Genomic DNA, 24974 nt, shown 5'->3' with positions numbered 1-24974 from the left:
AAGCGATGGAATACAACATTATTTCATTAGGAGCAGGAACACAATCCACGGATTTACTTTTACGAAGTCTTCGAGGAGAATTTGATAAGGTACCTGACCTTGCCATATTTTCTGATACTGGAAATGAACCAAAAGGAGTATACAAATATTTAGAGTGGTTGATAAAATACGTTGATCAGGAATACAATTTTACCATCGATGTGACTACTGGAGGTAACTTGTATCAAGATATGTTAGATTATCTTGATTCGAATCGCAAGCGACCTTCAGGAATACCACTTTTTATTAAGAACCCAACTACGGGAAAAAAATCAATGCTTAAAAGACAATGTACAGGAGATTATAAGATTAGACCTGTACGGAAGTTTATAAGGAGTGTAGTACAGAAAAAGAGCAAAGTGAATTTATGGCTAGGTATTAGTTATGATGAGTTACAGCGTATGAAGGAAGCTGATGTAAAATGGCTTAGTCATCGTTTTCCTTTGATTGAAAAAAGATATAAAAGAATTGATTGTATCAACAATTTTAAAGCACATTCTATCCCTGTTCCAGTTCGTTCCAGTTGCGTAGTATGCCCATATCATTCTGACAATTATTGGTTATGGATTTACGAAAATGACCCTGATAATTTCGAAGCAGCAACAATTTTAGATGAGAAACTTAGGAACTATCCAGGTATCAATGATGAATGTTTTATACATCGTTCCTGCAGACCACTTAAAGAGGTCATTATAGATATTCTAAAAGGTAAAGAATTATCATCAAAACAACTTAATATGTTTCCTGAATTGATTGATGAATGTGAAGGGGTTTGTGGAATTTAAGTTATTCCCACAAACCCCTTCACATTCATCAATTCTATGTTACTTTTTATTTTTCTTGACTTTGTTTTTCATTCTGATCAGAAATACTCACGTTAAAAATTCTATATCCAATCCCAAGACCAAACCATATATTTCCATTATTTTCCCAATCAAACTGCCTCTGATTATTAATATAATCTACTCCAATATAGATACCAAATTGTACTCTGTCATATTCCAGCATTAGACCTGTTAAACCTGTTAAGGTTGCCACATCTTGTGTTTTTGTTGATTCTACTAAGGAAGCATTGTTACTATCTAACCCAACACTACCGATACCAGCACCCATCTGAAAATTTAAACTTGTAGAACCTTCCTTTCCTCCTCCTAATCTAACATTTAGAGTAGAATTTAGGTTAAAATCAGTATCAAAACCCAAACTTCCAGATTGACCTTCTACGGTTGTTACTGGTCGTGCTTTAAATGGCAAAGACAATAGACCTACAGAATAAGCTCCACTTCCCTTTTTTTTCTGTTTTACATATTTGGTTGCATATTTATCAAATTCATCTTTATTAACGGTATATAATATATCATTGTATTTATTACCTATCCAGTCAGCTTTTTTACTACCAAATGTCCTTTTCCTCCAAGACCGTGTAAAATTTTGAGCCTTTAAAATTACCTTTTTATTGGTATCATCAATATCTATAACTTTAAACCTAACCCAAGAGCGTAAATATTTAGTTTCAGATATTTTAGGTCTATTTGTTGTTATGATTTGTTTTTCATAGGTAGTTTCATCACCTTCATTTTTTGGTGGTATTTCAACCAAAATTTCTTCTTGATATTCATAGGAAAGAATTTTGTCAATGAATGGCATATCAATGTTTAAAATAACAATATCGCTTTCTTTGATAACATCTTGTGCATAAAAGTTTACAGAAAAAAAAGTACAGACTAAAAATAGAAATTTGTTCATAATGTAATTTTGTTAAATTAATTAAATAAAAAACCCCATATCCAAGTATTTGGATATGGGGTTTTATGACTGTTTTTCGTTTCCTAAATGTAATAAAAATTCAGGGAATATTTAAACACTATGTTAATAGGTCATATTAATATTCTCATTCGATAGAATTCTCAGAAGACTAAATCTTTATATTCAAGCTTATTTGAAATGTTTTTAGTATTTCCTTTGTATTCTTTACCTCGCAATCGATCTACGGTATATGCATCCAATTCTTCTTCTGGATATTCTCGAATTAACTCTTGAATAGCTTTTTTATCCAACTCATCATTTATTGGGTTAAGCCAATTGTCTTCTAATTCTTCAGGTAGAATGACAGGCATACGAGGTTCTTTTAATTTGGGATTATTATGAATTTTACCCATTAAGGAATTAGCCGTCGTGGTTACAATGGCAAATGTGTAAAGAAGCTCACCAGTTTCTATATCTCTCCATTCACTCCACAAACCTGCAAGTGCGATTGGTTTTAGATCTTTTCTATATATGAAGAATGGATAAGTGTTATTATTATAGTGGTGATGCTCATAAAATCCGTCTATATATATAAGGCATCTTTTATCTTTTGCTGAATCCCGAAATGATGGCTTTTCAAAAATAGTCTCGCCACGAGCATTCAGTGTATTATTCCATAACTTCTTTTTTTGTTCCTGGTCTTTCACCCAATGTGGAACTAATCCCCAAGTAGAAACAATGGGTACATTAGGTGACTCATCAGTATAAATAAGAATTTGAGGGTGTTTAAATCCAGAAGAATGATATAATGGAAGATCCGTAAAAGGAGCTAGTTTTTCCGTGAGTTCAACAATTTTTTGTGAATCATTGTTGAGTTTAGCTCTTTGTAGTTGGGTTTCCAAACTTGTTTTAATATCGTAACACATACTCCAATTTGTTTATTACTAATTTAATGAATTGTTTCTAACAATTAATAAAACATAATTCCGTTTCAATTTTTAGAAGATAATATTGTAATAGGGAAAAATAATATTTATTCATTGTATGAAAAGAATTGGAATTGAAGATACATTACTGGAGTATCATAATGTAACAGGTAAAAATTGGAGTTACTCGATAAAATGTATTGATGCAATTCCTGACGATGCATTTAGTGCAAGAGCTGTTTGTATTAATGGTGCATACATTCAGTTTTATGAACAAATTAATATCAACGAATCAAGTAGTATTATTTTTTGGGCACTAGATTTTATGAAAAAAGAATTATCTATTTAATCACATAACTGCTCAACGATTTTAAGAGCTTTCTTAAAATTATAAGATTCTGATTTTGAAATGACGTGTCTATTTTTTGATTTATCGATCAACAAATTAATATAGAATAAGTCATCTCCAGAATCTTTTAACCTTGTATTAATTCGTTGCAATACACTTTGTACACCTTCGTATCCTTCATCGGAAACAGAAAGATTTGAAATATACGTTTGTGTAAACGTTTTACCAAAATTTCCTTCAAGACCTTCTGTTGGGCTTATATAAAAAACCTCATATAATTCTTCTATAATATCATAACTTTCTACGGCATCATAGTCATTGAATTTATTATCTGATAAAACTCTTAATAACCCTTTATCCACAACTTTTATCAATTCCCTGATAGCATCACTCTCTTTCCAATAAAACAATACTTTAATAGCATTTGATATAAAAATGTCTTTTCCGGAATCAAGGTACTCGTGTGCAAGTTGAATGCAAAGAACCTTTTCCTCTTTTCTTTCCACTAATATTTCTATTGCTGACCAACAAATGCTACTATGAATATTTGTACAACAATCCTTTAATACGCTGCTATCAGATGATCTTTCTAAATACAATTTGAGCTTCTTGCTTTCGTTATGATGGGCATCCAGATTGGTTAAATAGTCACGTATTTTTGGATAAGCTTGTTTCAAACTATTTTCCAAAGCATAGTCAACGTGCCTTGATAAGGCAAAAGAGGTTAGTCTTTTATGTTGAACATTATCAATTACTCTGGCATCAAATAAATCCTTATCATTGATTTTATTATATAGACTCTCAAAATTTTCATTGTCAAAATTTGATATTCCCATATTAAAAAATTGGACACAATCTAATAGAAAGGATTGATCCAGAATAAAACTAAAATGATCCAAATAGAAAAATATTACTTTTAATTTATCGAAATCTTCAGTTAGACCAAAACCTTTTGATTTCCCCCAAATAATAATTTTCTCTAGATCAATACTTTTACTTGTCCTTTCACACCATTCTGAAATAATTAACTTTTGCTTTTTTGAAACTGTATACTTTCGTTGATCTTTCTCATACCTCTGTATTACCGTCATAATTTCATCCATCCTGTAAAACTCATCGGATTCTAATTTTTCTCTTACTAGATCAAATTGATTTATTCCGTGCCTATTGGACAAATCTTGAAGTACAGCTAAAGGTTTAATCAATTCTCCTGCGTGACCATTTTCATTATACCATTTCATCGTCATATCATGAATTAGATTAGAGGTCATAGGAATATGATCGTTATCAATAAAAATTGCTTCAATTTCCGCAATGATTCTATCGGGCTGAAATAAAATATCAAAATTTGATTGTATTCTATTTAGAAAAGCAGTTTCTTGGTTTTGTTTATCTTCTTTAGAGTGTAATTTACTTTGGAAAACTATTCCTTTTTCACCCATTATATCTTCAAACCTTTGAGCTAATTCTCTATTACTATCATAGGCGATATTATTTCTGAAACGCTCAACAGTTTCACCTGTTAAACCTAGTTCAATCATTTTTTCACAAACAATATTCAACGAATCATAGTTCAATATAGAAGTTAAAATAAACGATATTCGATCAAATGTAAAATTATTCAAAAGATGCGAAATTGCTCTTTGATTAGTGCCACTCCTATTTATAATAGATTTTAAAATCGAGCGACGTGAATATAACAATGTATCATTCTTTATATAGGAAAGAATGTTATTAATAAAACTATTATCAATCTCAATTAGATTAATACATTTTTCAACAAAACTTTGTAATAATGAACTATGAGCTGTTAATATATTTTTGGATTCATAACTGAAAAGATGCTTCGCGATGGCTAGAAAATTTTCTGGTGCTTCTAATTTTAAAATAAGTCCTTTTACTTTATAATCATTCCTTCTATCTACTCCATCATCATTTGCTCTTGGTTGAATCCCTTCTGCTCTTAAAAATTCATTATAAATGAATTCAAAAAATCGATCTGGATTTGGATGATCCTCAATTAAATATAGTAAAATGCTATTGATTTCATTTCCAGAATCCTTAGTGAAAATTGCAAAAATGGAGTCAATATATTCATCGTCATTTTCACTTAATTTTTGTTTCGTAATACAATCAATAATTTGGGATTTTATAGAAATGTTATATTCTGGATCTCTAAGGCAGTCAATTAAAAAAGTTTTTAGTTTTGGAATCTCATTTCTTGGTATATCGAAAAATGCCAAAAGATTTATCGCAGAAATAATTACCCTATTATGATTTTTTTTGTCTTCTATTTCACCTAATAGGTATGTAAGGTTATTTGGAACACTCCCAAATATTGCAATTTCTGGGACACTAAAACTCCTTTTAGTACTGATCCAGAGCGTTTTTTCTTTACATTCTTTTTGAAAGTAATTTTTAAAAACCTTTTCCCTTATATCTGGAGATATCCTATCACCTTCCGCTTTAAATAGGAGTTCAGGTTCATTATCCAAAAACCATGTAATTAAAGGAACATATTTTTCATCAGTTTCATCTAATATATTAAGCAAAAAACTAATGGTATTAAATAGGGATGGGTTTGTTTTTCCTGTATTTTCAATCTGAATAATGTCGATAATATCATCGAATTCCATATCAGAAATAGTTAATGCTGCAAAATACTCTTGGATATTACGATGCACAAAATACCAATCTTCAGATGCAGGAACTTTATCCAACAAAGGATTCATCATAAACTCATTGCAATCAGAAGAACTATTCTTGGTTATTTTAAAAAGTTGATCTGGGTTAAAAACGTTGGACTTTCGCAATTCATTTATTAAAGAAATCTTTTTGGAATAACTCTTTATTAATGGTGTATTCAGATCAATTCTCTTAAACTTATTAGATGCATCATAAGATAGCCTGTCATCTATATAACTTTTCCATAATATAGCGGTATTTGATGGTAATTTATTATGAGTATTAATATATTCTGAAAGTCTCTTTATTTGAAACGGATTTCTTAGAAAGTTTAAATGGTTTTGATTAAAACTAAAATCATCTATTATAGACCCACTCCATATTTTTAACAATCTTTTACCTTGCAAATAAACTAACTCTTTTAGATAGAAAATTTTAAAACCAGATATACTCTTAGCAAGGCTTTCATATATATTAGTTCTGCAACTAATCACCATACTAAATATAGCATCTTCTCTTTCTAATGCTATTATAAAGTTTTGCAGTTTGGAAATAAAATCTTTTATGTCTTGTATTTCATCGATACCATCAAAAATAAATATGGCGTTATCAATAAGCTTCCATTTTTTATAAATAAATCCTTCTAATACATTTTGAGTAGTAAAGTTTTTAAAGTTACTATATATAGGTATTCGAGGATCAGACTTATCCTCCCATATCTCTAAAGCTAAATGCTTAAGTTCATGAGTTTTTCCTAGTCCTGCATTACCAAGTATCAATACTTTATTATTCCCTTTTTCTTTTGTAATAGAGGATAAATTTCGAAGACTTTCCTCATCATGGTGAAACCAACTCAACGGGGTCGTACTTGAAGGTTGGATACCGTAATCTCTATTAATATGAGTTTCGTGCGGTTTAAGATTACCTATAAATTTCGATTTATCACTATCGGAGATATTCTCTTTTGATAATTTTTTTTTGGATAAAATGCCCATGAGATCATCTTCCGTTGTAAAATGTAGGTTCTCGATGATTACTACATCCACATCCGAATTTTCAATCTCCTTAATTACTACTGTTGGGGTATTTGATTCGAAGAATTTGTATATCTTTTCTTTCATTTATTTCGTCTATATTTTATTCTGGAATTTCTTGATACTTCGGTGATTTTTACATCGCGCCCATCGCTAACTTCTTCAACATCGACGTCTGAATTATCAATTTTTGAAATAGAGCTACTATTTCGGGATATCCTTTTTTCAAAAAGAATAGTTAGTAATGTTCCTACCTGTGCAATCCCAACTACAATGGGTTCCGCATTCGGGTTTTCCGTATAATACCAAATAAAAATGGCTATCAGTCCAATTATATTTATTCCTATAAGAATGTATTTTATTATGTTTTTCATTATATTTTTAGTTTTATAATTTGTTATTCTTAATTAATATACTAGAATATTATACGATGTAAATAGAAAATGATTTTTTTTGTATAAATTATTTTCTATTTTTCTTTTATTGCCTAATTCAGTGCTTCTGCAAAAGGATGATGTATCGTATTTATGATACCTTTTTTACATTTTTAGTGTACTTACATCCATATTTATATCTAAAATTAGAACAGCCATAAAAAGAACGTGATTTTTCTTTGTTTTCTCTGAGTTGCAAAGTTCCAGATTTACATCTAGGACATTTCTTTACTTTCTTATTGTTGTTTTGATCTATTTCATTAATAAATCTTGATGCCCTATTTTCATTTGCTATACAAATTGTTCTTTCCTTTGCTCTGGTTAATGCTACATAAAATAGTCGACGTTCTTCACTATACGGATAGGGTTCTGAATTACTTAACAGCAACTCTATAATTGGATCATCACTCACTTCTGAAGGAAAGCCATAAAGCCCTGCATTGCAATTTAAGATAAATACAACATTGGCTTGCAATCCTTTAGATCTATGCATAGTCATAAATTCCATTTCAAAAGTTCTATTTAACAAAGAAACTCTTATTTTAATGTTATCTTTTTTATCCTTCTTTGGGATCACTGTTATTTTGTCATCGTCTTTATCAAGCCTATTAACATCGCGATTATTTCGTGCTAATATCAAGAATTTTTTTTGTTGTATTTCTTTTAGAAAATTATCAAATTCACCATTGTCTACTTTGGAAATCAAAGCTTTTGTTGAATACTTATTACCCGTTTTGACGTTCAGTTCATTAAAAATATACTTTAAAAACCCTAGTAAAAAAGCTTCGGTATCATCACTTCCTTCAGTTTTGGAATAACTTATTTTCAAATCGGTTACCTCGGTATTCGAAAAACTCTTTAGTTCCTTTTTTATCTGATTAGGGTTTTTGGATATAAAACCTCCGGAGATTTGTATCATAGGGTTTTTAAAACGATACGTGGTTTCAATTTTACTAGTACTTGTAACTCCGAAGAAGTTTTCATAGTTATTAAATAAACTTATATCACTTCCTGCAAATCGATAGATTGATTGCCAATCATCTCCTACGCAAAATAGTTTACAGCTTGGGTTTGTCGTTTTAAAAGCTTGTAGCAATTCGTAAGGGGCTTTAGAACTATCCTGAAATTCATCTACTATGATGTAATCATAGGTTTTAGTATAATGACCATCATTTATAAATCCAATAGCCTTATTAATCATATCATTAAAATCAAGCTCTTTTCTTTTTTTTAGCATTGCTTGATACTCATCATATACAGGAAAAAAAAGTTTTAGAAACTGGTTACTACGATCTTTAGGTAAGCCAAATTGTTTGTTCAATTTTTTTTCAATTTCATCTTTAGATGTATTATTGGATTTATATAAGGCTAGAAATTGTATTATTAAATCTACGGTGTTATTTATTTCTGTGGAAGCTACACCATTAATAATGTCCCATTTTTCTTTTTCTGTCATTGGATTTAGAAGTACTCCAGCTTTTTTTAACTTTTCGGCTAAGTTCTTCAGAAGTACACCTTCACTTTTTTCGTAACTATAGCTTTCAATGAGTACCGTTCCATTTTCATTATGTAAATTTCGTTTCCATTCAATATCGTTATTGTATTTAGCTTTAGCTTGTTCATAGGTTTGTTTTTCATTGGCAAGAAATGGAGCAACATCTCCGTTTCTTTGTATTCCAAAATGTTCTAAGTAAATTTTTTGATCTCCTGCAAAAATGGTGAAATCTGGTTTATATTGTTGATATTCTATGGAAGACGTATTGAACTCATAAGGATGCTCATATTCATAGTGTACATTATGAAAGAGTAAAAAGTTAGCAATATGCCATTCTTCTCTACTTCTTACAATTTCTCTGTTCATCGTTTCGTTTTTGACCAATTCACCCTTTTTACGATACGTTCTAAAATTTTGCTCTTTGATATATAGGATATAATCTTCCTGATTATCAAAATCAAATTCTGATTTATCTATATTTAGGTAATATGTAAAATATCGTGTAGCATTTTTTAGGTATGTGGGATCTTGTAAAAATGTATTGAAAATCTTTCCAATATCTTTTTTTAGCATATCGCTATTATAAATAGATACTTTGTGACCTTCTACGCTACGAATAATATTTAGTCCTAATGCGTGAAATGTCTTTGCATCAATACCAGGTATTCCAACTCGCTTTATCAAGTCATTAGCAGAAGCAGTCGTAAAAGAAATCAGAATGATTCTATTAGGAGCTATTTTATATCGATCTAAGACATAACTTACTTTTCCAACTATTGTTGTAGTTTTTCCTGATCCTGCACCTGCAATGACTAAGTTATTATCCTCGTCTGTTATGATACAACTACGTTGTTGGTCATCTAAGCTGTTACCTTCTATGTCACTAAAAAATTGATTGTATTTCTCTTTCTCTCTTACAAGAAATTGTTTGTTAAAGGAGGAACGAATAGTTTGACCATTGGTATAGAAATTCTGAAACCCTTTTATCACACTAACAACTTGCTGTTCTAATCCTATATTTTCATAGTTAGGACAATTTATTTCAATAAAAGCACGTAGAATTAAATAGTTCTCTTTCCAAGATTCAAGAGTATGGTTAGAAAAATAGCTATAATCTAGATTCAAAAAACCTTCAAACTCGACAACTGCTTTTTTAATTGCATTTATTTTTGGTCGCAAGAGTGCTAAAGATTTTTTCATTTCTTTTCTTTTTTTAAGATGTTTACGTATAAAATAAATTAGAAGAAATAGACTATAGCCAATACTAAAATATACTAGAAATTTCATAAAATTAAATAGTAGTTTTTTCTGGATATTTTTTATCCGTGTTTATGGCTTCTGTAATTTTTGCAATCCATTTTTTTTGTTTATTGCGATCTGGAGGTAATGGATGATAATAGCCCCATTCTGTTCCTTCTTTTCTCCATCCGTGAGAAGGAGTGTTTCCAGATTTTTCTATTGCCTTTAGAGCCAATTTTCTTAATTTATAACTAACTCCCCAAGCGTACAAAACGGGTACACCATAGACAAATAGGTTTTCAAAGTCTTTTGCTCTGCTTTTATCAAAAATAGAGTGATCTATTTTCTTTTTTTCTAATTCGATTACTTTGAGATAGAATTTTTTACTCTTTGATTCTCTCAGATCAGAAAGATTTAATATTCTGGAATACTCATAGCCAAAATGTAACATAATTCTCATTATTTGGTCTTGTGTATTATCAGGTTTAGCTTCGGATATCTTATTATTATTGTCAATTCCATCTAAAGGTTTAGATGATCCAGGATTCATCATAATTACCATTAAATCCGGATTAGTTTTAGTACACGAAAGATGTTTAATATTTAAGAATTCCCTGAATTTAAAACCTTCTTTTTCATAAAAAAACCCTGTGATATGGAAGTTTTCTTGCATAGATGTTGGTTAATTTTTGTTTTCTAAATGTAGTAATTCTTTGTCTTAAATCCGAAAATTGTCTTTAATGAAGACTGCATATAATAATTTCATATTAGGAATAAATCCAAAAATTAGGAATTATTCCTAAATTAAGATTTTTTTAAGTAGTTTTGTATTTCCTTAACAGGGAAGGGAAAACAAAATGAAAAAGTCGATTTTACACTTAGATTTAGACACTTTTTTTGTGTCGGTAGAGCGTTTACTCAATACCGAACTAATGCGAAAACCAGTATTAGTTGGCGGTACTGGAGATCGTGGTGTAGTTGCTGCTTGTAGTTATGAAACCCGACAATTTGGGATTCATTCAGGTATGTCTATGAAAATGGCGAGACAGTTGTGTCCTGAAGCTATTTGTATTCGTGGGAATTCTGGAACCTATATGAAATACTCCAATGCAATAACAGATATTATCAAGGAAGAAGTCCCTCTTTTCGAGAAAACTAGTATTGATGAGTTCTATGCCGATTTAACAGGAATGGATCGCTTTTTCGGTTGTTATAAATTTTCAAAGGAATTAAGGCAACGGGTAATTAAAGAAACAGGTTTGCCCATTTCCTTTGGACTATCTCAAAATAAGGTGGTTTCTAAAGTAGCTACGGGAGAAGCCAAACCTAATAATCAACTCAAAATCGATCTTGGGTTTGAAAAGAGTTTCCTTGCACCTTTGGCTATACGTAAAATTCCAATGGTTGGTAAAGTATCGGCACAAACCTTAAGAAATCTAGGAGTGCATTCCATTAAGTTATTGCAGGAAATGCCCGTTGAAATGGTTATTTCTGTTTTAGGCAAAAATGGAGAAACTATATGGAAACGTGCTAATGGTATTGACAATTCGTTAGTTGTACCTTATAATGAGCGTAAGTCTATTTCAACCGAACGCACATATAACAAAGACACCATCGATATTCAGAAATTGGAATCTACCATCATTGCAATGGTGGAAAATTTGGCGTTTCAACTCCGAATGGGAGATAAACTGACTTCTTGTGTTTCGGTTAAAATTCGATATTCTGATTTTAGCACGTACTCCAAACAAGCAAAAATCCCATACACAAGTGCGGATCATAAAATACTACCTGTGGTTCAGGAGTTATTTAAAAAGTTATATCAACGCAGAGTATTGATACGTTTGATAGGTGTTAAGTTTTCTCATTTGGCAGGAGGTAATTATCAGATTAATTTGTTTGATGATAACGAAAAACAGTTGAACTTATATGCTGCATTAGATCATCTTAGGAAACGATATGGGGCTGCAAGCGTAATGCGAGCATCAACTATGGAAGTGAAAACAGTAAGGGACAATAGAAACCCTTTCAATGGAGAACCACCAATTTTATTAGCTCACCGTAAACAGTAACTTATGTATACTAATTGTCATACATATTATTCGTTACGATACGGAACATTTTCAGAAGTAGAACTTTTGGAAATGGCTCAAAGAAATGATATCACATATTTAGCATTAACAGATATCAATAGCACTACAGCAATATTAAGTTTTTTACAGCTTTCCAGAAACTATAAAATATACCCGATTGTTGGAGTTGATTTCAGGAATGGTGTAGATCAGCAGTATGTCTTACTAGCGAAAAACAATATCGGATTTCAGACCATTAATTCTTTTCTATCAGAACATCTTCACTCCAAATCTGATTTCCCCGAAGAAGCACCAGAATTGGAAAACACTTTTGTAGTGTATCCTTTTGAGAAAATATTGGAGCTTGAAAAAACAAAATTCAAGGCGAATGAGTTTATTGGTATCTCGATTAAGGATTTGAACAAACTACCATTTTCAGTTTACAAGGGTTATGTAAATAAATTAGTTATCCAACAAACCGTTACCTTCAGGAATCAATCCGATTATAATGCACATCGTTTATTAAGAGCTATTGATCTCAATACATTGTTAAGTAAGCTACCAGAGAGTGAGCAAGGCAATAAAACAGATCAAATGCATACAAAGGATGATTTATTAATCAAGTATGCGAATTATCCTTCTATGATTGAAAATACCAAACGTATACTTCAGCAATGCAAGGTTGATTTTTTCTTTAATGATGATCGAACCAACCAGAATCAAGATAGGTATTTTGAAACTAGGGAACGGGATTTTGACTACCTTAAAAAACTGTGTTATGATAAATTACATTCCCGTTATCCTGAAGCGAACCCAACAATTATAGAAAGAATAGAGAAAGAGTTAGAAGCTATTAGGACAATGGATTTTGTGTCATACTTTCTAATCAACTATGATATAATTCAGTATGCAATATCAAAGGATTATCCTTTCATTGGTCGGGGTTCTGGTGCTAACAGTGTTGTAGCCTATATAATTGGGATCACTAATGTAGATCCAATTGATTTAGATTTATATTTTGAGCGTTTTATAAATGTTTACAGATCCTCACCTCCAGATTTTGATATAGATTTTTCTTGGAAGGATAGAAATGATGTAACACGATATATTTTTGAGCGCTTTCCAAATACTGCTCTTATGGGAACTTATGTTACTTTTCAGTATAAAGCGGTTGTACGTGAACTTGCTAAAGTATTTGGGGTTCCTAAAATGGAAGTAGATAATTTCTTAAAAGGATATACTATTGATCCTAAGAATGATGAGTTTTTTAAACTAATTCATAAATATGGGAAGTTAATACATGGGTTCCCGAATTATATCAGTGTACATTCAGGAGGTATTATAATTACCAAAAAACCAATCCACTACTACACTGCAACCATTTTACCACCAAAAGGTTTTCAGACCATTATGTTTGATATGAATATTGCAGAAGAAGTTGGTATTTACAAATTTGATATTCTAGCGCAACGTGGGTTATCAAAAATTAAAGATGCCATTACGGTGATTAGAGAAAACCAACCTGAAGCTACCCTAGAAAACATTGACGATGTATATAAGTTTAAGTCTGATCCTGAGATTAATAGATTGCTAAAAGTGGGTGATTGTATGGGTGTGTTTTATGTAGAATCTCCTGCTATGAGAACGCTAATGACTAAACTACAAACTCAGGATTATTTAGGACTAGTTGCAGCTAGTTCTATTATTAGACCAGGAGTGACAAATGGAGGTATGAAAAACCAATATATTCTTAGGCATCGATATCCAGAAAAGAAAAAAGAAGCTCATCCAGTTATGTTGAGAATTTTAGAAGACACCTATGGTGTTATGGTGTATCAGGAAGATGTATTAAAAGTAGCTCATAAATTTGCAGGATTATCATTAGCGGAATCCGATATTTTAAGGAGAGGAATGTCAGGTAAAAGTCGTTCCAAAGGAGAATTTCATAGGATAGCTCAAAAGTTTAAGAGTAATTGTAATGAGAAAGGATACACTCCAGAAGACACAGAGAGTGTATGGAATCAAATACAGGCATTTGCAGGGTATGCTTTTGCAAAGGGGCATTCAGCTTCTTACGCAGTAGAAAGTTACCAAAGTCTATATCTTAAAAAGTATTTTCCATTGGAGTTTATGACTGCTGTTTTGAATAATGGTGGTGGATTTTATAGTATACCCACTTACATAAATGAGATCCAAAAGTGTGGAGGGATCGTAGTACCCCCTTGCATTAATAAGAGTGATCATCCCAATCGTATTATTGGAAAAACAGTTTTTTTAGGATTTGGAATGGTTAGGGATTTAGAAGTAAGAACTATTCAGAAGATTTTGAATGAACGTCAATTGTATGGTGGTTTTACTTCTTTTAATGAATTTATTGATCGAATTCATATTAGCTTAGAACAATTGATTTTATTAATTCGTATTGATGCCTTTAGATTTACGACAATAGATAAGCATCACTTGATGTGGCAGGCACATTTGCAATGTAAATCATCCAAAACAGACCTAATACACCCTGTTCTTTTTAAACCAAAAAAAGTAGACTATACCCTTCCTGAAATCTCCAGTAATTTTATCATTGATTCTTATGACCAGATCGAATTGTTAGGCTTTCCTTTAGTGTCTCAATTTGAGTTATTACTGGATGAAACAGAAAGTAACCTGAGAGCAATTGACCTGAAAAGAATGGCAAATCAAAAAGTTGTTATTTACGGAAATCTAATTACCTCGAAACGTACTAAGACTAATAAAAATGAAGTGATGGTATTCGGAACTTTTTTAGATTCAGAAGGTGATATTTTTGATACCGTTCACTTTCCAAAGATAGCCTTAAAATACCCAATGAAAAGTAAAGGAGTGTATAAAATTCGTGGGAGGGTTACAGAGGAATTGGGATATTTTTGTCTCATAGCTGAGAATGTTCAGCGACAAGCCATAGTATCTGATCCAAGGTTTCATTCACCTGAAAATTCTAATAAGAAGGCTCATTATTAATCCTTGACTGATTGTGATATTTTAAATTAATTAAGAAAATATAGAAAATTGACTCCTAAAAATTAAATGGTAACTATTCTTTTGAAATCGTCCCCTGCATTATCCCATTGCTCAATTCTTTGTCTAACCTTCACTAAAATTGGTTTTAGTTGTGTTTCAAGATAATACATTGACAGTACTTTTTGGCTTGTGTCCTTTGCTTCAAAATGATTTATTAGTTCTAACATGAATGGAAATTCTTCTTCAAAATCTCTAAGATTTAGACCCTTAAGATATTTCTTATTCATTAAAGAAGATAATACCAGATAATCTTCAGCCTGCCAATTAGTAATCCCTAAAGTAACTTGCTCAAAATCAAATAAATGAAAAATGGGTGTGTTCCTTGAAAATATGATACTTCCATTATTATAAATAGCTTGATAAAAGTCATTAGGAGATTTAATAAATAACTTTTCTAAAACAGAAGCTTCATCTTTATGCGTAGCTTCTACTTTTTCTTTTAATAACTTTAGTATGAAGTTTTTATACTGAATTACATTAGGATCTTTTTGCCCTTCTGTCATCCTTTCAATATCAAATTTCTCAGATAGATCAAACGAACTGCGATCCCTAAATATTCTTACTCCTTGTTCTAAAGATTTCCTTATGTCATCATTTGATTTAGGGTTTTCAAAATAGTCTTTGTATCCGAATAAATATACACTAACATTTATATAGTCTATGTATTTATTGTAATCTCCTTTCTCAATATAGTTTTGCAATTGTTGTAATTTTTCTGGAAACTCTTTGTCGGAAAATTGACTTTGTTTTACACTCATAAATTCATTTAACAAATCGTAAGCTGGGCTTAGCGTATCGTTAACAATTCTAAATTTGTTATCTAGATCGATAAAAAATTCTTGTTCATTAATATCACTTCCAGAGCAAATGAATTTATAAACCTCTTCAAAAAAGAAAAACCTTTGTGAGATACGAGAAAAGTATTTTTCTATAAATTTTGTTCTATCATCTTTCTCAGGTGTATCTTCTTGATTAACAATAGAATCAATATTTCCAGTAAACAATTCAATATTTTCAATAGAAAGCCATTGAGATCCCATTATATCAAGACCTTTCCTATCTTCTTTCGTGAGTTGCATTCCGTGAGAAGATCTATTTTCAATTATAATACCTAAGATAAAACACCATAAATTTTTAAGTTGGGTATCAAAAACTTTTTCTGTTATATTACGCTTATTGGAAAATATAGTATAGATATCCTTAAAATGCTCTAAGGCTGAATTTAGAAATCTTAAATTGCTAAAGTCTTCTTTTAGCCGTTTGGAATACATATCGGAAATTGATTGAAAATTAGGATCAAAGGAGCTGTCTAAAGTTCGTAAGATAAATTTTTTGTTAGATGATAAGTAACTAAAGAAAGGTTGGTCATCTTTAAATTCTTCAATCACATCATCAAAAAGAGAAAGGAGATCTGGTGTATATTGAATTGTCTTAGAAATTGTTTTTTCTCTATATTTTAAGACATCCATTTCTTTGCTATTTGCAACCAGTATTACCTTACCACCTTTGTTTTCGGATAATTCATTGACATAGCCTAAAAAGTCATTAGTGTTTATTCCTTCACCCAAACGTTCCATGTCATCCAAAAACAAGGCGATATTGTGAGTATGAATTAAATCAAAAACATTGCCCATCACCATTTCCAATAATTCTTCAGTATCTACATATTTGTTTATAATCTTGATAGACTTAAGAATTTTTTTACCATTAGATAATGCACTTGATAACCAAGAGTCTGTTCTTAAAATCTTATCTCCCTTCTTTGCTAAAATTCCTTGAAATATTTTTTTTGTAATATTCTTTATATCGTTCTCTCCATATAGCGAAATGATCACAGGAGTATAACCTGTTTCTTCAATCAAATTTGGAAACAATTTCTGTTTTAAATAATAAGTTTTTCCAGAACCCCAAGCACCTGAAATTAATAAAGCTCCTTGGGTATCCATTCTAAGATGGTTTTTGATGGCTTGTTTTATTTCTTTCATATTTCTAAGATACATAAATGATCAATACAAGTGATGTCAAAAAAGTTTTACTACGCTGTATAAATGCCCATTTACTATCATTCCTGAATCCTTCCTTTTTCTAATGCCCCGTAGCAAAAAAGTTGCGTGTTTTTCCCAAAATACCTGCTGAATTTAGCGGTCAAAGGTTTAGAAACCAAGCCAAATATTCACAAATAATACACTAGAGAAATGGCAAACGAAAAAGATTTGGATTACAAAGCTATAGGAGCAGTAATCCTTGTATCAGCAATAGCTTTTACGGCAATAGGAGCTTTTCAAGTAGCTCCTTGGATGGAAAAAAGAAAAGCTAAAAAACTAGCAGCAGCTAAAAAATCACAAATCGCTAACAAAAAATCATAACCCTTTAGAGAGGTGTGGCATAGCCACTTTGTTATGGTGAGTATTTAGAGAATTGAGATTAAGAAATGTCAAACGCTGTCTATGACAGCACAAACAAATTATTATGAACGATTACGATGAACTAATGAGATATCAAGACGATGCAGAAGATCGTTTTGATGATTATGATGGAGATATGGATATGCATGATGGGTATGATGACTACGACGACGAAGACGAGGATGATTTCGATTCAGGTTTTGAAGGAAATGAGGATGGGTATGACGATTACGATGAGGAATACGAAGATGAGTATGTAGATGATTTTGAGGAAGATGGTTACGATGATTACACCCGTACTTCCATTGGTAAAATAGATCCCAATGATAGAACCCTTACCGTAGTGGTAAAAAACACTTCTGGTGATCAAGCTGAAGCGGTTGTGTTTGGAGGAAATGAGGAAGCAGCGCAGCCTGCTGGTGTAACAGTTACGGTTGAGGAATCGAGTCATAAGGAAGTTCGTGAGGAATCTAAGGCGAATCCTTTTAAGATTTCAGGGATGAAGTATTCTGTATCAAATCCGTTACAATTTGACAACGTATTAAAGTTGACAAAAAGAACGGCAGCAGGATCGAATACTATCCGTGTGTACCAGCCACGTAATGCTACTAGCCCTCAGAATTTTACACAACAATTGATTGATGATGACAACTTCGAATTGAATGTTACAGGACAGGATTCTTTGCGTGTAACTGTTAATCCAGATACTACGGCAGTATTCACTTTTACCATCAAGGCGAGAGCGAATATGGGTAACCTGTTAAAAGGTAATAATGTGGCGGAATTATCAAGAGTTCCAAGAACTACTGGTCTACCACAGATCGATTTGATCCGTAGAAGAAAAAGGCAGACTGCCTTTGGAATCCGTCCACGAAGACGTAGACGAGTTCGTAGAAGACCAGTACGCAGATATAGACCAAGACGTCGATATCCAATATCAAGTCTACGTAGACGTAGATTGAGATAGTTGCTATAAGCAAGCTTACAAAAGTGATACAGCCAAAGCGATAGGAATATTCCAAGGCTTTGGCTGATCTTTTTTTAATCACAAAATACATGCTTATGAAAACATCAAAAAAACATAGAACGAAAGGCTTGGCACAAAATAGTATTGACTATATCGTGCTTAGTAACCCTGATCCGATCCGTAAAATCATTTTTGATTGTGGATACGAAGTTCCAGAGGATTTGCACACACTTGTGAAGGCAACCAAAGAACTGATACAGAAAAATGGTAAATCGGTAATTTCAGAAGTACTACAGCACCATCCAGATAAGAAGGCAATACTAGCCCTAAATACAAAAAAGAAGAAAAAGCCCTGCAATTCTTGTAGTAATGACAACTATAATAGCGAAGACAATTTTTGTGGAGAGTGTGGACATTCGAACTACAATGGATCTGGTGACGAAGATAGTTTCTTGGATCAATTTTCAGATGCAAGCGACAAGGAAGTTAAAAGCTATTATGACCGAATTGTAAAAAAATCTAATGCCAATCCAGAAGATCAGAAGTTGGCATCGGAAGTTCAAATGGTTTGGAATGAAATGCGTCAAAGAAAGCTTACTGAAAAAGATAAAGATACAACACCCGCTGTTTCAGAACCCCAAAAAACATCTGTATTTGGAAAAGATGAACTAGTGCTTTTAAGCGTGGTATTTATCGCAGGGTATCTGGTAGGCGCTACTCGCATTGGTAATTCATAATTAATTTAAAGAGTAAGAGATGAAACAGAGTTTTCAAAAAAAATATAATGATTCTATTAATCTAATCAGTCATTTGATCCTGACCAAACCTAAACCTGTCATTGGTTTATTGGCAAAATATGGAATCACTTTCAAAGGTACACCTAACAGAAATCAAATTATAGATGAAGTGGTGGAATTGCTAAAATCAAATAATCAAAAGTTTGAAGATGATTTAGGCAAACTACTAACGATCCATATTCAATATCAAGGTAAAGAAATGCTTGCCTTGGAGCGAAGCAATTTTAGTTCCTATGATGATGGAGAGGAAGACGAAGATGAATTTTGGGGAGCGCTTGCAAAAGGAGCAATTGGTATTGTTGGTGGACTTTTCAAAAAGAAAAGACGTAGACGAAGTAGAGGTGGTGGTGGAAATGCTGCTGCACTTGCAGCATCACAAGCTGCTGCAAGACGTAGAGCTTCTGCACAAGCTGCGCAGGCTAAACGAGATATGGAACGTAGAATGCGGGAAATGCGACAAGCAGCCGAGCGCAGACGAAGAGAAGCAGAAGCACGTAGGCAAAGAGAAGAAGCCGACCGAAGAAGACGAGAGGAAGAAGCCAAAAGACAAAGGGAAAGAGAAGCAGCAGCCAAGAAAAAGCAAACCAATACGATGTTAATGGCAGGTGGTGGAATTGCACTCTTGGCGATCATTGGTGTCGTAATGGCTAAATCTAACTCAAAGCCTTTATATCCACCTATGCCAGCTCCAGTTCAACCGATATCTGGTAGATAATCTTAACATTCAAAAGAAAAAGATATGATTGAATACCCTATAGATATAGATGAATTTGACACTACCGAATATGATCCGTTTTTGCATCATGTGGTTCGTCATAAACTTCGAAAAAGAAAGAACCGAAGACGATTACGCAAATTGTTTCGTAAACATCCCAAAACAAGGATATTACGTTCCATTGGGATTGGTAGAAGAAGGCGTAGAACCCGTCCAGTAAGAACACTTGATAAGCGATATCGAAGACCTATTGGTCGCCCCTTCAGAAACAGAATGGTTTCAAGATCTGGAACCATTAAAAAGCCATTTCGGATGCCACCAATCAAATTTGGTAATCCGGTTCACAGAGACTTGGAAAGGAATAGAGGGATTTCAAAGATAGGGATTAGAAAGCCAATTTTTAAGGGAACTCCTATTATGCCAGGCGATCCAAGAAAGCGTACAAGACCATCTGTATCTATTCCTAATAAAAGGAAAAAACCGAAAGTATCAAGGGATATAGTCATTCCGTACAAAAGAAGATATGGAAGTCGTAAACGTAGATCTACACCTATTATGCGTAGAAGAACTCCAAAGGGAACTATCCCACTAATGGGGGAAGAACTACCGATAGTAGCAGAAAATATGAGCGCATCAAATATGGAAGTAATGGATAGAAATGAAAAAGAGAAAAAACCAGAGAAACGTAGTGACAAAAGAAAGATGCAAAACATCATTGGAGTTGCTGTTTTAGGGCTTGTGGTAACAGGATTTGTAATGTATAAAATGAAAACTAAAATAGAAGCAAATGGACGTACTAGCTGAAACTATAGAACAAGTTTTTAGTGATGCAGGGGAAATCCCATTAGGGTTTCTATTTGCATCCGTAAAAAACATTGGGAACTCTCCAGTAATGGTGAATGGAATACCACTTGCTGCTGGTGACGCAAAATCGTATCCCTTTGTTGGAAAACCACATAATGCCAAGTCGTTTGACCCGATGGATTCAACCCTACACATTATGTACATCATATAAATACTAAACTTTAAGAAACTTAACTATGATAGCAGGAGAAACAGAAATGTTGTTAGCAGATCATGTAGGTGATGATACCTATGATGAGTTCCTATTTTTTGGGAACAAAGAGAAAAGAGCGAAAAGACGTGCTGCTAGAAAAGCAAGACGAGCCAAAAGGCGATCTAATCCTAAACGAATTGCCAGAAGGCAAAAGAGAAGAAACTTCTTTTCACAATTAGGACAAGCTTATAGGGATTTAGGCGGTGGAGCAGCTATAGGAGGTGCGGTTGATACAATTATCAGTAAGCCTGCACCTATACAAATTCCAGAATTATACGGAGCGCCTAACAATGAGACTCCTTCGGATTTCAGAGTAGGATTTGGAAATGAAAGTACTAAGGAAACTCCTAAAAAGGATAAGACCACAACGACAATACTATATGTTGCATTAGGAGTTGTTGTTGTCGGCGGAATTGGAGTATTAGCCTATCAAGCTCAAAAGAATAAATACGTAAGAATTAATCAAGGTTAAAACGATGATCATTCCAATTCCTTCTCTTAGAAAGCGGTTTACTATTGCCATTACGGTAAATGTAAAAAGGGCGATGAACGTAGGATTTAAAGTATACGATCCTTTAACTCCAAACACGCACTATTTCCGTAGGAAAGCTTACTTGGAAAGAGGACGAAAAAGGAGTATCAAAATTCCTTTACCTGTTTCACCTGAAGAACTGGAGATGGAGGTCTATGATAAAAAGACAGGCGATGATGAGGGTATCGATATTCTTGATTTTAAAGTGATCATGATGGACGAACCTAAGATTTGGACTACTCCAGAACAACAACGGTTTATGGAGTTTGCCATCCAGTTTGCTCAAAAGGCAGGGTATGTCCCTTCGGGATTTTATGATAGTCCAAATAATGAGTTTCTATTCCAATATTTACCTAGCATCGTTGATGCTTTTGGTAAGGAATTGATTACTCCTGCAAGAATACATCGCAAGATGCCAAGAGTTCAGATATCGCAACGATTGTTTAAAACATATACAATTCCTGTGCGAGTAGCTATACTAGCACATGAAGGTTGCCATTGGTTTTTAAATACCCGTAGCGAAACGACAGCAGATTTATGTGGAATCAGACATTATTTAGACTATGGCTTTCCAAAAATAGAAGCGGTGTATGCAGCGACAAAAATTTTTAGTCAACATCCCGAATTAGTGGGTGAAATACAAGTAAGAAGGACAAAAGAGATTGTCCAATTTATAGATAAGTACACATTAGCACAATGAAAAAAAACACCGAAATAGCATTGATAACTACAGGGATTACCCTTGCAGCACTTTGGTGGGTGTTATTGGATGATGATGAGGATCAAGCTGGAGTCTCAAAAACGGATACTACTAAGAAGAAAGATGATGTGTCCTCTGAAGAAAAAGAAGATGCTATGATTGCAGAATTGATACATTCAGATCAGTACGATTCTTTTGTAAAAGTGAATCGCCTTTATACAAGAAGGTTACCAAAAAGAACCTTTAAAGGCTTACATAGAAGTGCTACAAAATTGGGTAATGAAGCCTTTTATAAAAGGCTTCAAGATAGGTATGAGACAACACAATTGACTATTACCAATACTTCTGATGTAGAAAGAGAAGTTCGTTTGTGGGCAGGCAACAAAAAGCCACCACTCAGTCCAACATTACCAGGAGACGTAGCAGATCATATTTTTCGGACGGTTACCGTCAATTCAAATTTAGGAACAGGAATATACCCACAAGGAATTATTGTAAATCCTTTTAATGGATTTACTTATATCGCAAATCAATTATCTCATAATATTAGTGTACTGAATACTGAAGGAGTTATCGTTTCCCTTATTCCTATAACTGCTAATGCTAGCAGCCCCTTTGGGGTTTCGCCCGTAGACCTGACCGTGAATAGCCAACCTAGTTCCCCAAACTTTGGTACGGTCTACGTGGCGAATATTATAGGTGATACCGTAACGGTGATTAATACACAATTGGAAATAGTAAATACCATACAAGTGGGGAAAAGACCCATTAGTATAACTTTCAATCCTTTTAATTCAAATGTATACATAGCTAACATTGCTGATGATACCATTAGTGTAATTGACACTACTACAGAAACAGTAATAGAAACTATTGGTGTAGGGAAAGCACCAAGAAATATTGCCATTGTGCCAAAGACTGGATCGGTCTATGTAGTCAATTCAAATGACAACAGTATATCAGTCATCGATACTAACAATCAAGTAACAAATACTATTGATACTGCGGGTAGTGAACTTACTACAATAGCATATCATCCAGTAAACAATAGCTTGTATATAGTTTCATCTGGAGATAATACAGTAATCCCGATTGATCTGGATACAAATACTACAAGGGCATCAATACCAGTTGGAGCTGATCCGTATCGTATTCTCTATAATCCTAGTAATGAATTGCTATATGTAGGTAACAGAGGGGATAATTCATATTCCATAGTAGATACCACCGATGTAGTAATTGATACGCTTTTTTTAGGTGCTGTAGGTACAGGTGTGGCTATAGATCCTAATAGTGATATGATTTACAGTAGTGATAGCACGAATGGGGCTATCAATATCATTAGTTATAGTCGAGAAAGTAATAAAGTACTCATCAATGATGGGTATAAAGCAAGGCGTGAAGACTTCACATTTAACCCTGCCATTGTCAAGCATGTAAAATTTGTTTTATCGGGTACTGAACGCTTTAAGGTATTGAAGCTTGAAGAAGAAACTGTAACAGGAAAAACAAATATAAAACCTATCTCCTTTTCGAGCTATAACAGCCCTCAAAACTTCGGAAATGTAGCAGAAGTTTTTGAGATGAACGGAGCTATCATTGACGGCAAAAATGGATGGGTATTTAAAATTGCAGGAAAGCAAACCATCACGATACTAACGTATTACAAACAATATGAAACAGAAAACATTTTAGAAGATGCAATACTTAATTAGAAAAAAAGAAAGCTATGAACAATGTATTAGATATAGCATTAGGAGAGTACGGAGTCACAGAGGTTGTTGGTAAGAAACATAACCCTCGTATACTGACGTATTTTAAAGCGATCGGTCACAGATGGGTAACAACAGATGAAACAGCTTGGTGTTCCGCATTTGCGAATTTTGTGGCTTTAAAAGCTGGCTATGCCCTTAGTGGTAAGCTCAACGCTCGATCTTGGTTAAAAGTCGGTACAAAAGTAAAGATTCCACAACAAGGAGATGTAGTTATTTTTTGGAGGGAAAAAAGAAATAGTTGGAAAGGTCATGTAGGATTTTTTATCGGCTATAGCGAAGATAAAAAGTACATCTACGTATTAGGTGGAAATCAAAACAATCAAGTAAACATAAAGCCTTATCCCACGTATCGATTATTAGGATTTCGATCCATCAAAAAAACATTCAGACCCTTATTCGATGCTGCATAGTAGCACAAAATAGAAATGAACATTTAAAATGACAAGAGATGAAAAAAGTAGATTATTTAATTATTCAAAGTACAGAATCAGGGGAAGGAATTCCTGTTACTAAAGAAGATATAATAGACCTACATACCACTGATAAAAAACTAGGTGGCTATGGATTTAATCGCCCTGGTATTGATTACCTAATTCAACCCGATGGATCAATGAAAACTCTAGTCTCAGAAGATAATCCAACTACTGTTGACTTATGGGGGATTTCTGAAGGGAAGAAAGGGGTATTAGGAATCTGTAAGCACATTGCCTATGTAGGTGGACGAACGGAAAAGGAGGTAAAGCCAAAGGATAGCCGTACTACGGCACAGATAAAAAGTTTGGAAGCTATTGTCAAGTTTTACGTTCTCAAATTTCCAAAAATTCAGGTATTAGGACTTGACGAAGCTCCCGCTATGAAAGGCAAAGAAAATCCTGCTTTTAGTGTATCCATTTGGTTAGAGGAAATAGGTGTGCCAGAAATCAACATCTTTAAAAAAATCAAAAAGGAATAGC

General features: G+C 33.1%; 22 protein-coding genes. 15 read left to right on the top strand and 7 right to left on the bottom strand.

Translation table 11 applies throughout. The features are described 5' to 3' along the window. The first annotated feature begins 5 nt into the window (after positions 1–5). Complete coding sequence (locus FOF46_RS14495) at positions 6–824, top strand: adenine nucleotide alpha hydrolase family protein (RefSeq protein ID WP_143916947.1); 819 nt, start codon at positions 6–8, stop codon at positions 822–824. A 46-nt stretch (positions 825–870) separates the two neighbouring features. Here FOF46_RS14495 and FOF46_RS14490 read toward each other — a convergent pair whose 3' ends face one another. Both FOF46_RS14490 and FOF46_RS14485 read right to left on the bottom strand, forming a co-directional pair. After that, on the bottom strand, positions 871–1785 hold the full coding sequence (locus tag FOF46_RS14490; RefSeq protein WP_143916946.1) for a hypothetical protein: 915 nt from the start codon (positions 1783–1785) through the stop codon (positions 871–873). 161 nt (positions 1786–1946) lie between these two features. Then, a complete protein-coding gene (locus FOF46_RS14485) occupies positions 1947–2711 on the bottom strand; it encodes an SOS response-associated peptidase (RefSeq protein ID WP_143916945.1) in 765 nt (254 codons plus the stop codon). Positions 2712–2829: 118 nt separating this feature from the next. Between FOF46_RS14485 and FOF46_RS14480 the strand changes: the two genes are divergently transcribed. Beyond that, positions 2830–3060, top strand: a complete 231-nt coding sequence (locus FOF46_RS14480; protein ID WP_143916944.1) for a hypothetical protein — start codon at positions 2830–2832, stop codon at positions 3058–3060. On the opposite strand, the gene FOF46_RS14475 is transcribed toward FOF46_RS14480, so the two are convergent. The 4 genes from FOF46_RS14475 to FOF46_RS14460 form a co-directional block, all read right to left on the bottom strand. After that, positions 3057–6866: an NACHT domain-containing protein gene (locus tag FOF46_RS14475; protein WP_143916943.1), complete on the bottom strand. Its 3810-nt coding sequence runs from the start codon at positions 6864–6866 to the stop codon at positions 3057–3059. The two genes, FOF46_RS14480 and FOF46_RS14475, sit on opposite strands and share 4 nt — an antisense overlap. Then, positions 6863–7153: a hypothetical protein gene (locus FOF46_RS14470; protein ID WP_143916942.1), complete on the bottom strand. Its 291-nt coding sequence runs from the start codon at positions 7151–7153 to the stop codon at positions 6863–6865. The genes FOF46_RS14475 and FOF46_RS14470 overlap by 4 nt, the downstream gene beginning before the upstream one ends. A 151-nt stretch (positions 7154–7304) precedes the next feature. Then, entirely contained in the window at positions 7305–9908 is a 2604-nt protein-coding gene (locus FOF46_RS14465) for a UvrD-helicase domain-containing protein (protein WP_167571849.1), read from the bottom strand. Between the two features lie 91 nt (positions 9909–9999). Then, positions 10000–10620 (bottom strand): DUF1643 domain-containing protein, encoded by a 621-nt coding sequence (locus tag FOF46_RS14460; RefSeq protein ID WP_143916940.1) that lies wholly within the window; start codon positions 10618–10620, stop codon positions 10000–10002. Between the two features lie 184 nt (positions 10621–10804). Here FOF46_RS14460 and dinB point away from each other — a divergent pair, with 184 nt between their 5' ends. Both dinB and FOF46_RS14450 read left to right on the top strand, forming a co-directional pair. Continuing rightward, positions 10805–12019 carry a DNA polymerase IV gene (gene dinB / locus FOF46_RS14455; protein WP_143916939.1) on the top strand — a complete coding sequence of 405 codons (1215 nt, stop codon included), beginning with the start codon at positions 10805–10807 and terminating at the stop codon, positions 12017–12019. Positions 12020–12022: 3 nt separating this feature from the next. Next, a complete protein-coding gene (locus FOF46_RS14450; protein ID WP_143916938.1) occupies positions 12023–15013 on the top strand; it encodes a DNA polymerase III subunit alpha in 2991 nt (996 codons plus the stop codon). Between the two features lie 62 nt (positions 15014–15075). On the opposite strand, the gene FOF46_RS14445 is transcribed toward FOF46_RS14450, so the two are convergent. Further along, complete coding sequence (locus FOF46_RS14445) at positions 15076–17058, bottom strand: P-loop NTPase family protein (protein WP_143916937.1); 1983 nt, start codon at positions 17056–17058, stop codon at positions 15076–15078. 210 nt (positions 17059–17268) lie between these two features. Between FOF46_RS14445 and FOF46_RS31580 the strand changes: the two genes are divergently transcribed. From FOF46_RS31580 to FOF46_RS14395, 11 genes are all read left to right on the top strand, one after another. Next, the gene (locus FOF46_RS31580; RefSeq protein WP_167571847.1) at positions 17269–17439 is read left to right on the top strand and encodes a hypothetical protein; all 171 of its coding nucleotides are present in this window, start codon (positions 17269–17271) and stop codon (positions 17437–17439) included. Between the two features lie 103 nt (positions 17440–17542). Further along, positions 17543–18445, top strand: a complete 903-nt coding sequence (locus FOF46_RS14440; RefSeq protein ID WP_143916936.1) for a hypothetical protein — start codon at positions 17543–17545, stop codon at positions 18443–18445. A 128-nt stretch (positions 18446–18573) separates the two neighbouring features. Beyond that, positions 18574–19182 carry a hypothetical protein gene (locus FOF46_RS14435; RefSeq protein ID WP_244299622.1) on the top strand — a complete coding sequence of 203 codons (609 nt, stop codon included), beginning with the start codon at positions 18574–18576 and terminating at the stop codon, positions 19180–19182. A gap of 19 nt (positions 19183–19201) precedes the next feature. After that, on the top strand, positions 19202–19957 hold the full coding sequence (locus FOF46_RS14430) for a hypothetical protein (protein WP_143916935.1): 756 nt from the start codon (positions 19202–19204) through the stop codon (positions 19955–19957). 24 nt (positions 19958–19981) lie between these two features. Continuing rightward, complete coding sequence (locus FOF46_RS14425) at positions 19982–20761, top strand: hypothetical protein (RefSeq protein WP_143916934.1); 780 nt, start codon at positions 19982–19984, stop codon at positions 20759–20761. After that, complete coding sequence (locus FOF46_RS14420; RefSeq protein ID WP_140591381.1) at positions 20745–20972, top strand: hypothetical protein; 228 nt, start codon at positions 20745–20747, stop codon at positions 20970–20972. Before FOF46_RS14425 ends, FOF46_RS14420 begins: the two co-directional genes overlap by 17 nt. A gap of 25 nt (positions 20973–20997) precedes the next feature. Continuing rightward, complete coding sequence (locus FOF46_RS14415; protein ID WP_143916933.1) at positions 20998–21486, top strand: hypothetical protein; 489 nt, start codon at positions 20998–21000, stop codon at positions 21484–21486. A 4-nt stretch (positions 21487–21490) separates the two neighbouring features. Further along, positions 21491–22246, top strand: a complete 756-nt coding sequence (locus FOF46_RS14410; RefSeq protein ID WP_143916932.1) for a hypothetical protein — start codon at positions 21491–21493, stop codon at positions 22244–22246. Further along, complete coding sequence (locus tag FOF46_RS14405; RefSeq protein ID WP_143916931.1) at positions 22243–23961, top strand: YncE family protein; 1719 nt, start codon at positions 22243–22245, stop codon at positions 23959–23961. Before FOF46_RS14410 ends, FOF46_RS14405 begins: the two co-directional genes overlap by 4 nt. Before the next feature lie 14 nt (positions 23962–23975). After that, the gene (locus FOF46_RS14400; RefSeq protein ID WP_143916930.1) at positions 23976–24431 is read left to right on the top strand and encodes a TIGR02594 family protein; all 456 of its coding nucleotides are present in this window, start codon (positions 23976–23978) and stop codon (positions 24429–24431) included. 38 nt (positions 24432–24469) lie between these two features. Beyond that, positions 24470–24973: an N-acetylmuramoyl-L-alanine amidase gene (locus FOF46_RS14395; protein WP_143916929.1), complete on the top strand. Its 504-nt coding sequence runs from the start codon at positions 24470–24472 to the stop codon at positions 24971–24973. The last annotated feature ends 1 nt before the right edge of the window (position 24974 follow it).

This window comes from Aquimarina algiphila (genome assembly GCF_007489275.1).
In the GTDB taxonomy this organism is placed as follows: domain Bacteria; phylum Bacteroidota; class Bacteroidia; order Flavobacteriales; family Flavobacteriaceae; genus Aquimarina; species Aquimarina algiphila.
Note: the sequence above shows the minus strand (reverse complement) of the source record. Positions and strands in the feature narration are given on the sequence as shown.

Bases quoted from the DNA above. Each gene is read 5' to 3' on its own strand.
- FOF46_RS14495 (WP_143916947.1), top strand. From the start codon at position 6: ATGGAATACAACATTATTTCATTAGGAGCAGGAACACAATCCACGGAT.
- FOF46_RS14490 (WP_143916946.1), bottom strand. From the start codon at position 1,785: ATGAACAAATTTCTATTTTTAGTCTGTACTTTTTTTTCTGTAAACTTT.
- FOF46_RS14485 (WP_143916945.1), bottom strand. From the start codon at position 2,711: ATGTGTTACGATATTAAAACAAGTTTGGAAACCCAACTACAAAGAGCT.
- FOF46_RS14480 (WP_143916944.1), top strand. From the start codon at position 2,830: ATGAAAAGAATTGGAATTGAAGATACATTACTGGAGTATCATAATGTA.
- FOF46_RS14475 (WP_143916943.1), bottom strand. From the start codon at position 6,866: ATGAAAGAAAAGATATACAAATTCTTCGAATCAAATACCCCAACAGTA.
- FOF46_RS14470 (WP_143916942.1), bottom strand. From the start codon at position 7,153: ATGAAAAACATAATAAAATACATTCTTATAGGAATAAATATAATTGGA.
- FOF46_RS14465 (WP_167571849.1), bottom strand. From the start codon at position 9,908: ATGAAAAAATCTTTAGCACTCTTGCGACCAAAAATAAATGCAATTAAA.
- FOF46_RS14460 (WP_143916940.1), bottom strand. From the start codon at position 10,620: ATGCAAGAAAACTTCCATATCACAGGGTTTTTTTATGAAAAAGAAGGT.
- dinB (WP_143916939.1), top strand. From the start codon at position 10,805: ATGAAAAAGTCGATTTTACACTTAGATTTAGACACTTTTTTTGTGTCG.
- FOF46_RS14450 (WP_143916938.1), top strand. From the start codon at position 12,023: ATGTATACTAATTGTCATACATATTATTCGTTACGATACGGAACATTT.
- FOF46_RS14445 (WP_143916937.1), bottom strand. From the start codon at position 17,058: ATGAAAGAAATAAAACAAGCCATCAAAAACCATCTTAGAATGGATACC.
- FOF46_RS31580 (WP_167571847.1), top strand. From the start codon at position 17,269: ATGGCAAACGAAAAAGATTTGGATTACAAAGCTATAGGAGCAGTAATC.
- FOF46_RS14440 (WP_143916936.1), top strand. From the start codon at position 17,543: ATGAACGATTACGATGAACTAATGAGATATCAAGACGATGCAGAAGAT.
- FOF46_RS14430 (WP_143916935.1), top strand. From the start codon at position 19,202: ATGAAACAGAGTTTTCAAAAAAAATATAATGATTCTATTAATCTAATC.
- FOF46_RS14425 (WP_143916934.1), top strand. From the start codon at position 19,982: ATGATTGAATACCCTATAGATATAGATGAATTTGACACTACCGAATAT.
- FOF46_RS14420 (WP_140591381.1), top strand. From the start codon at position 20,745: ATGGACGTACTAGCTGAAACTATAGAACAAGTTTTTAGTGATGCAGGG.
- FOF46_RS14415 (WP_143916933.1), top strand. From the start codon at position 20,998: ATGATAGCAGGAGAAACAGAAATGTTGTTAGCAGATCATGTAGGTGAT.
- FOF46_RS14410 (WP_143916932.1), top strand. From the start codon at position 21,491: ATGATCATTCCAATTCCTTCTCTTAGAAAGCGGTTTACTATTGCCATT.
- FOF46_RS14405 (WP_143916931.1), top strand. From the start codon at position 22,243: ATGAAAAAAAACACCGAAATAGCATTGATAACTACAGGGATTACCCTT.
- FOF46_RS14400 (WP_143916930.1), top strand. From the start codon at position 23,976: ATGAACAATGTATTAGATATAGCATTAGGAGAGTACGGAGTCACAGAG.
- FOF46_RS14395 (WP_143916929.1), top strand. From the start codon at position 24,470: ATGAAAAAAGTAGATTATTTAATTATTCAAAGTACAGAATCAGGGGAA.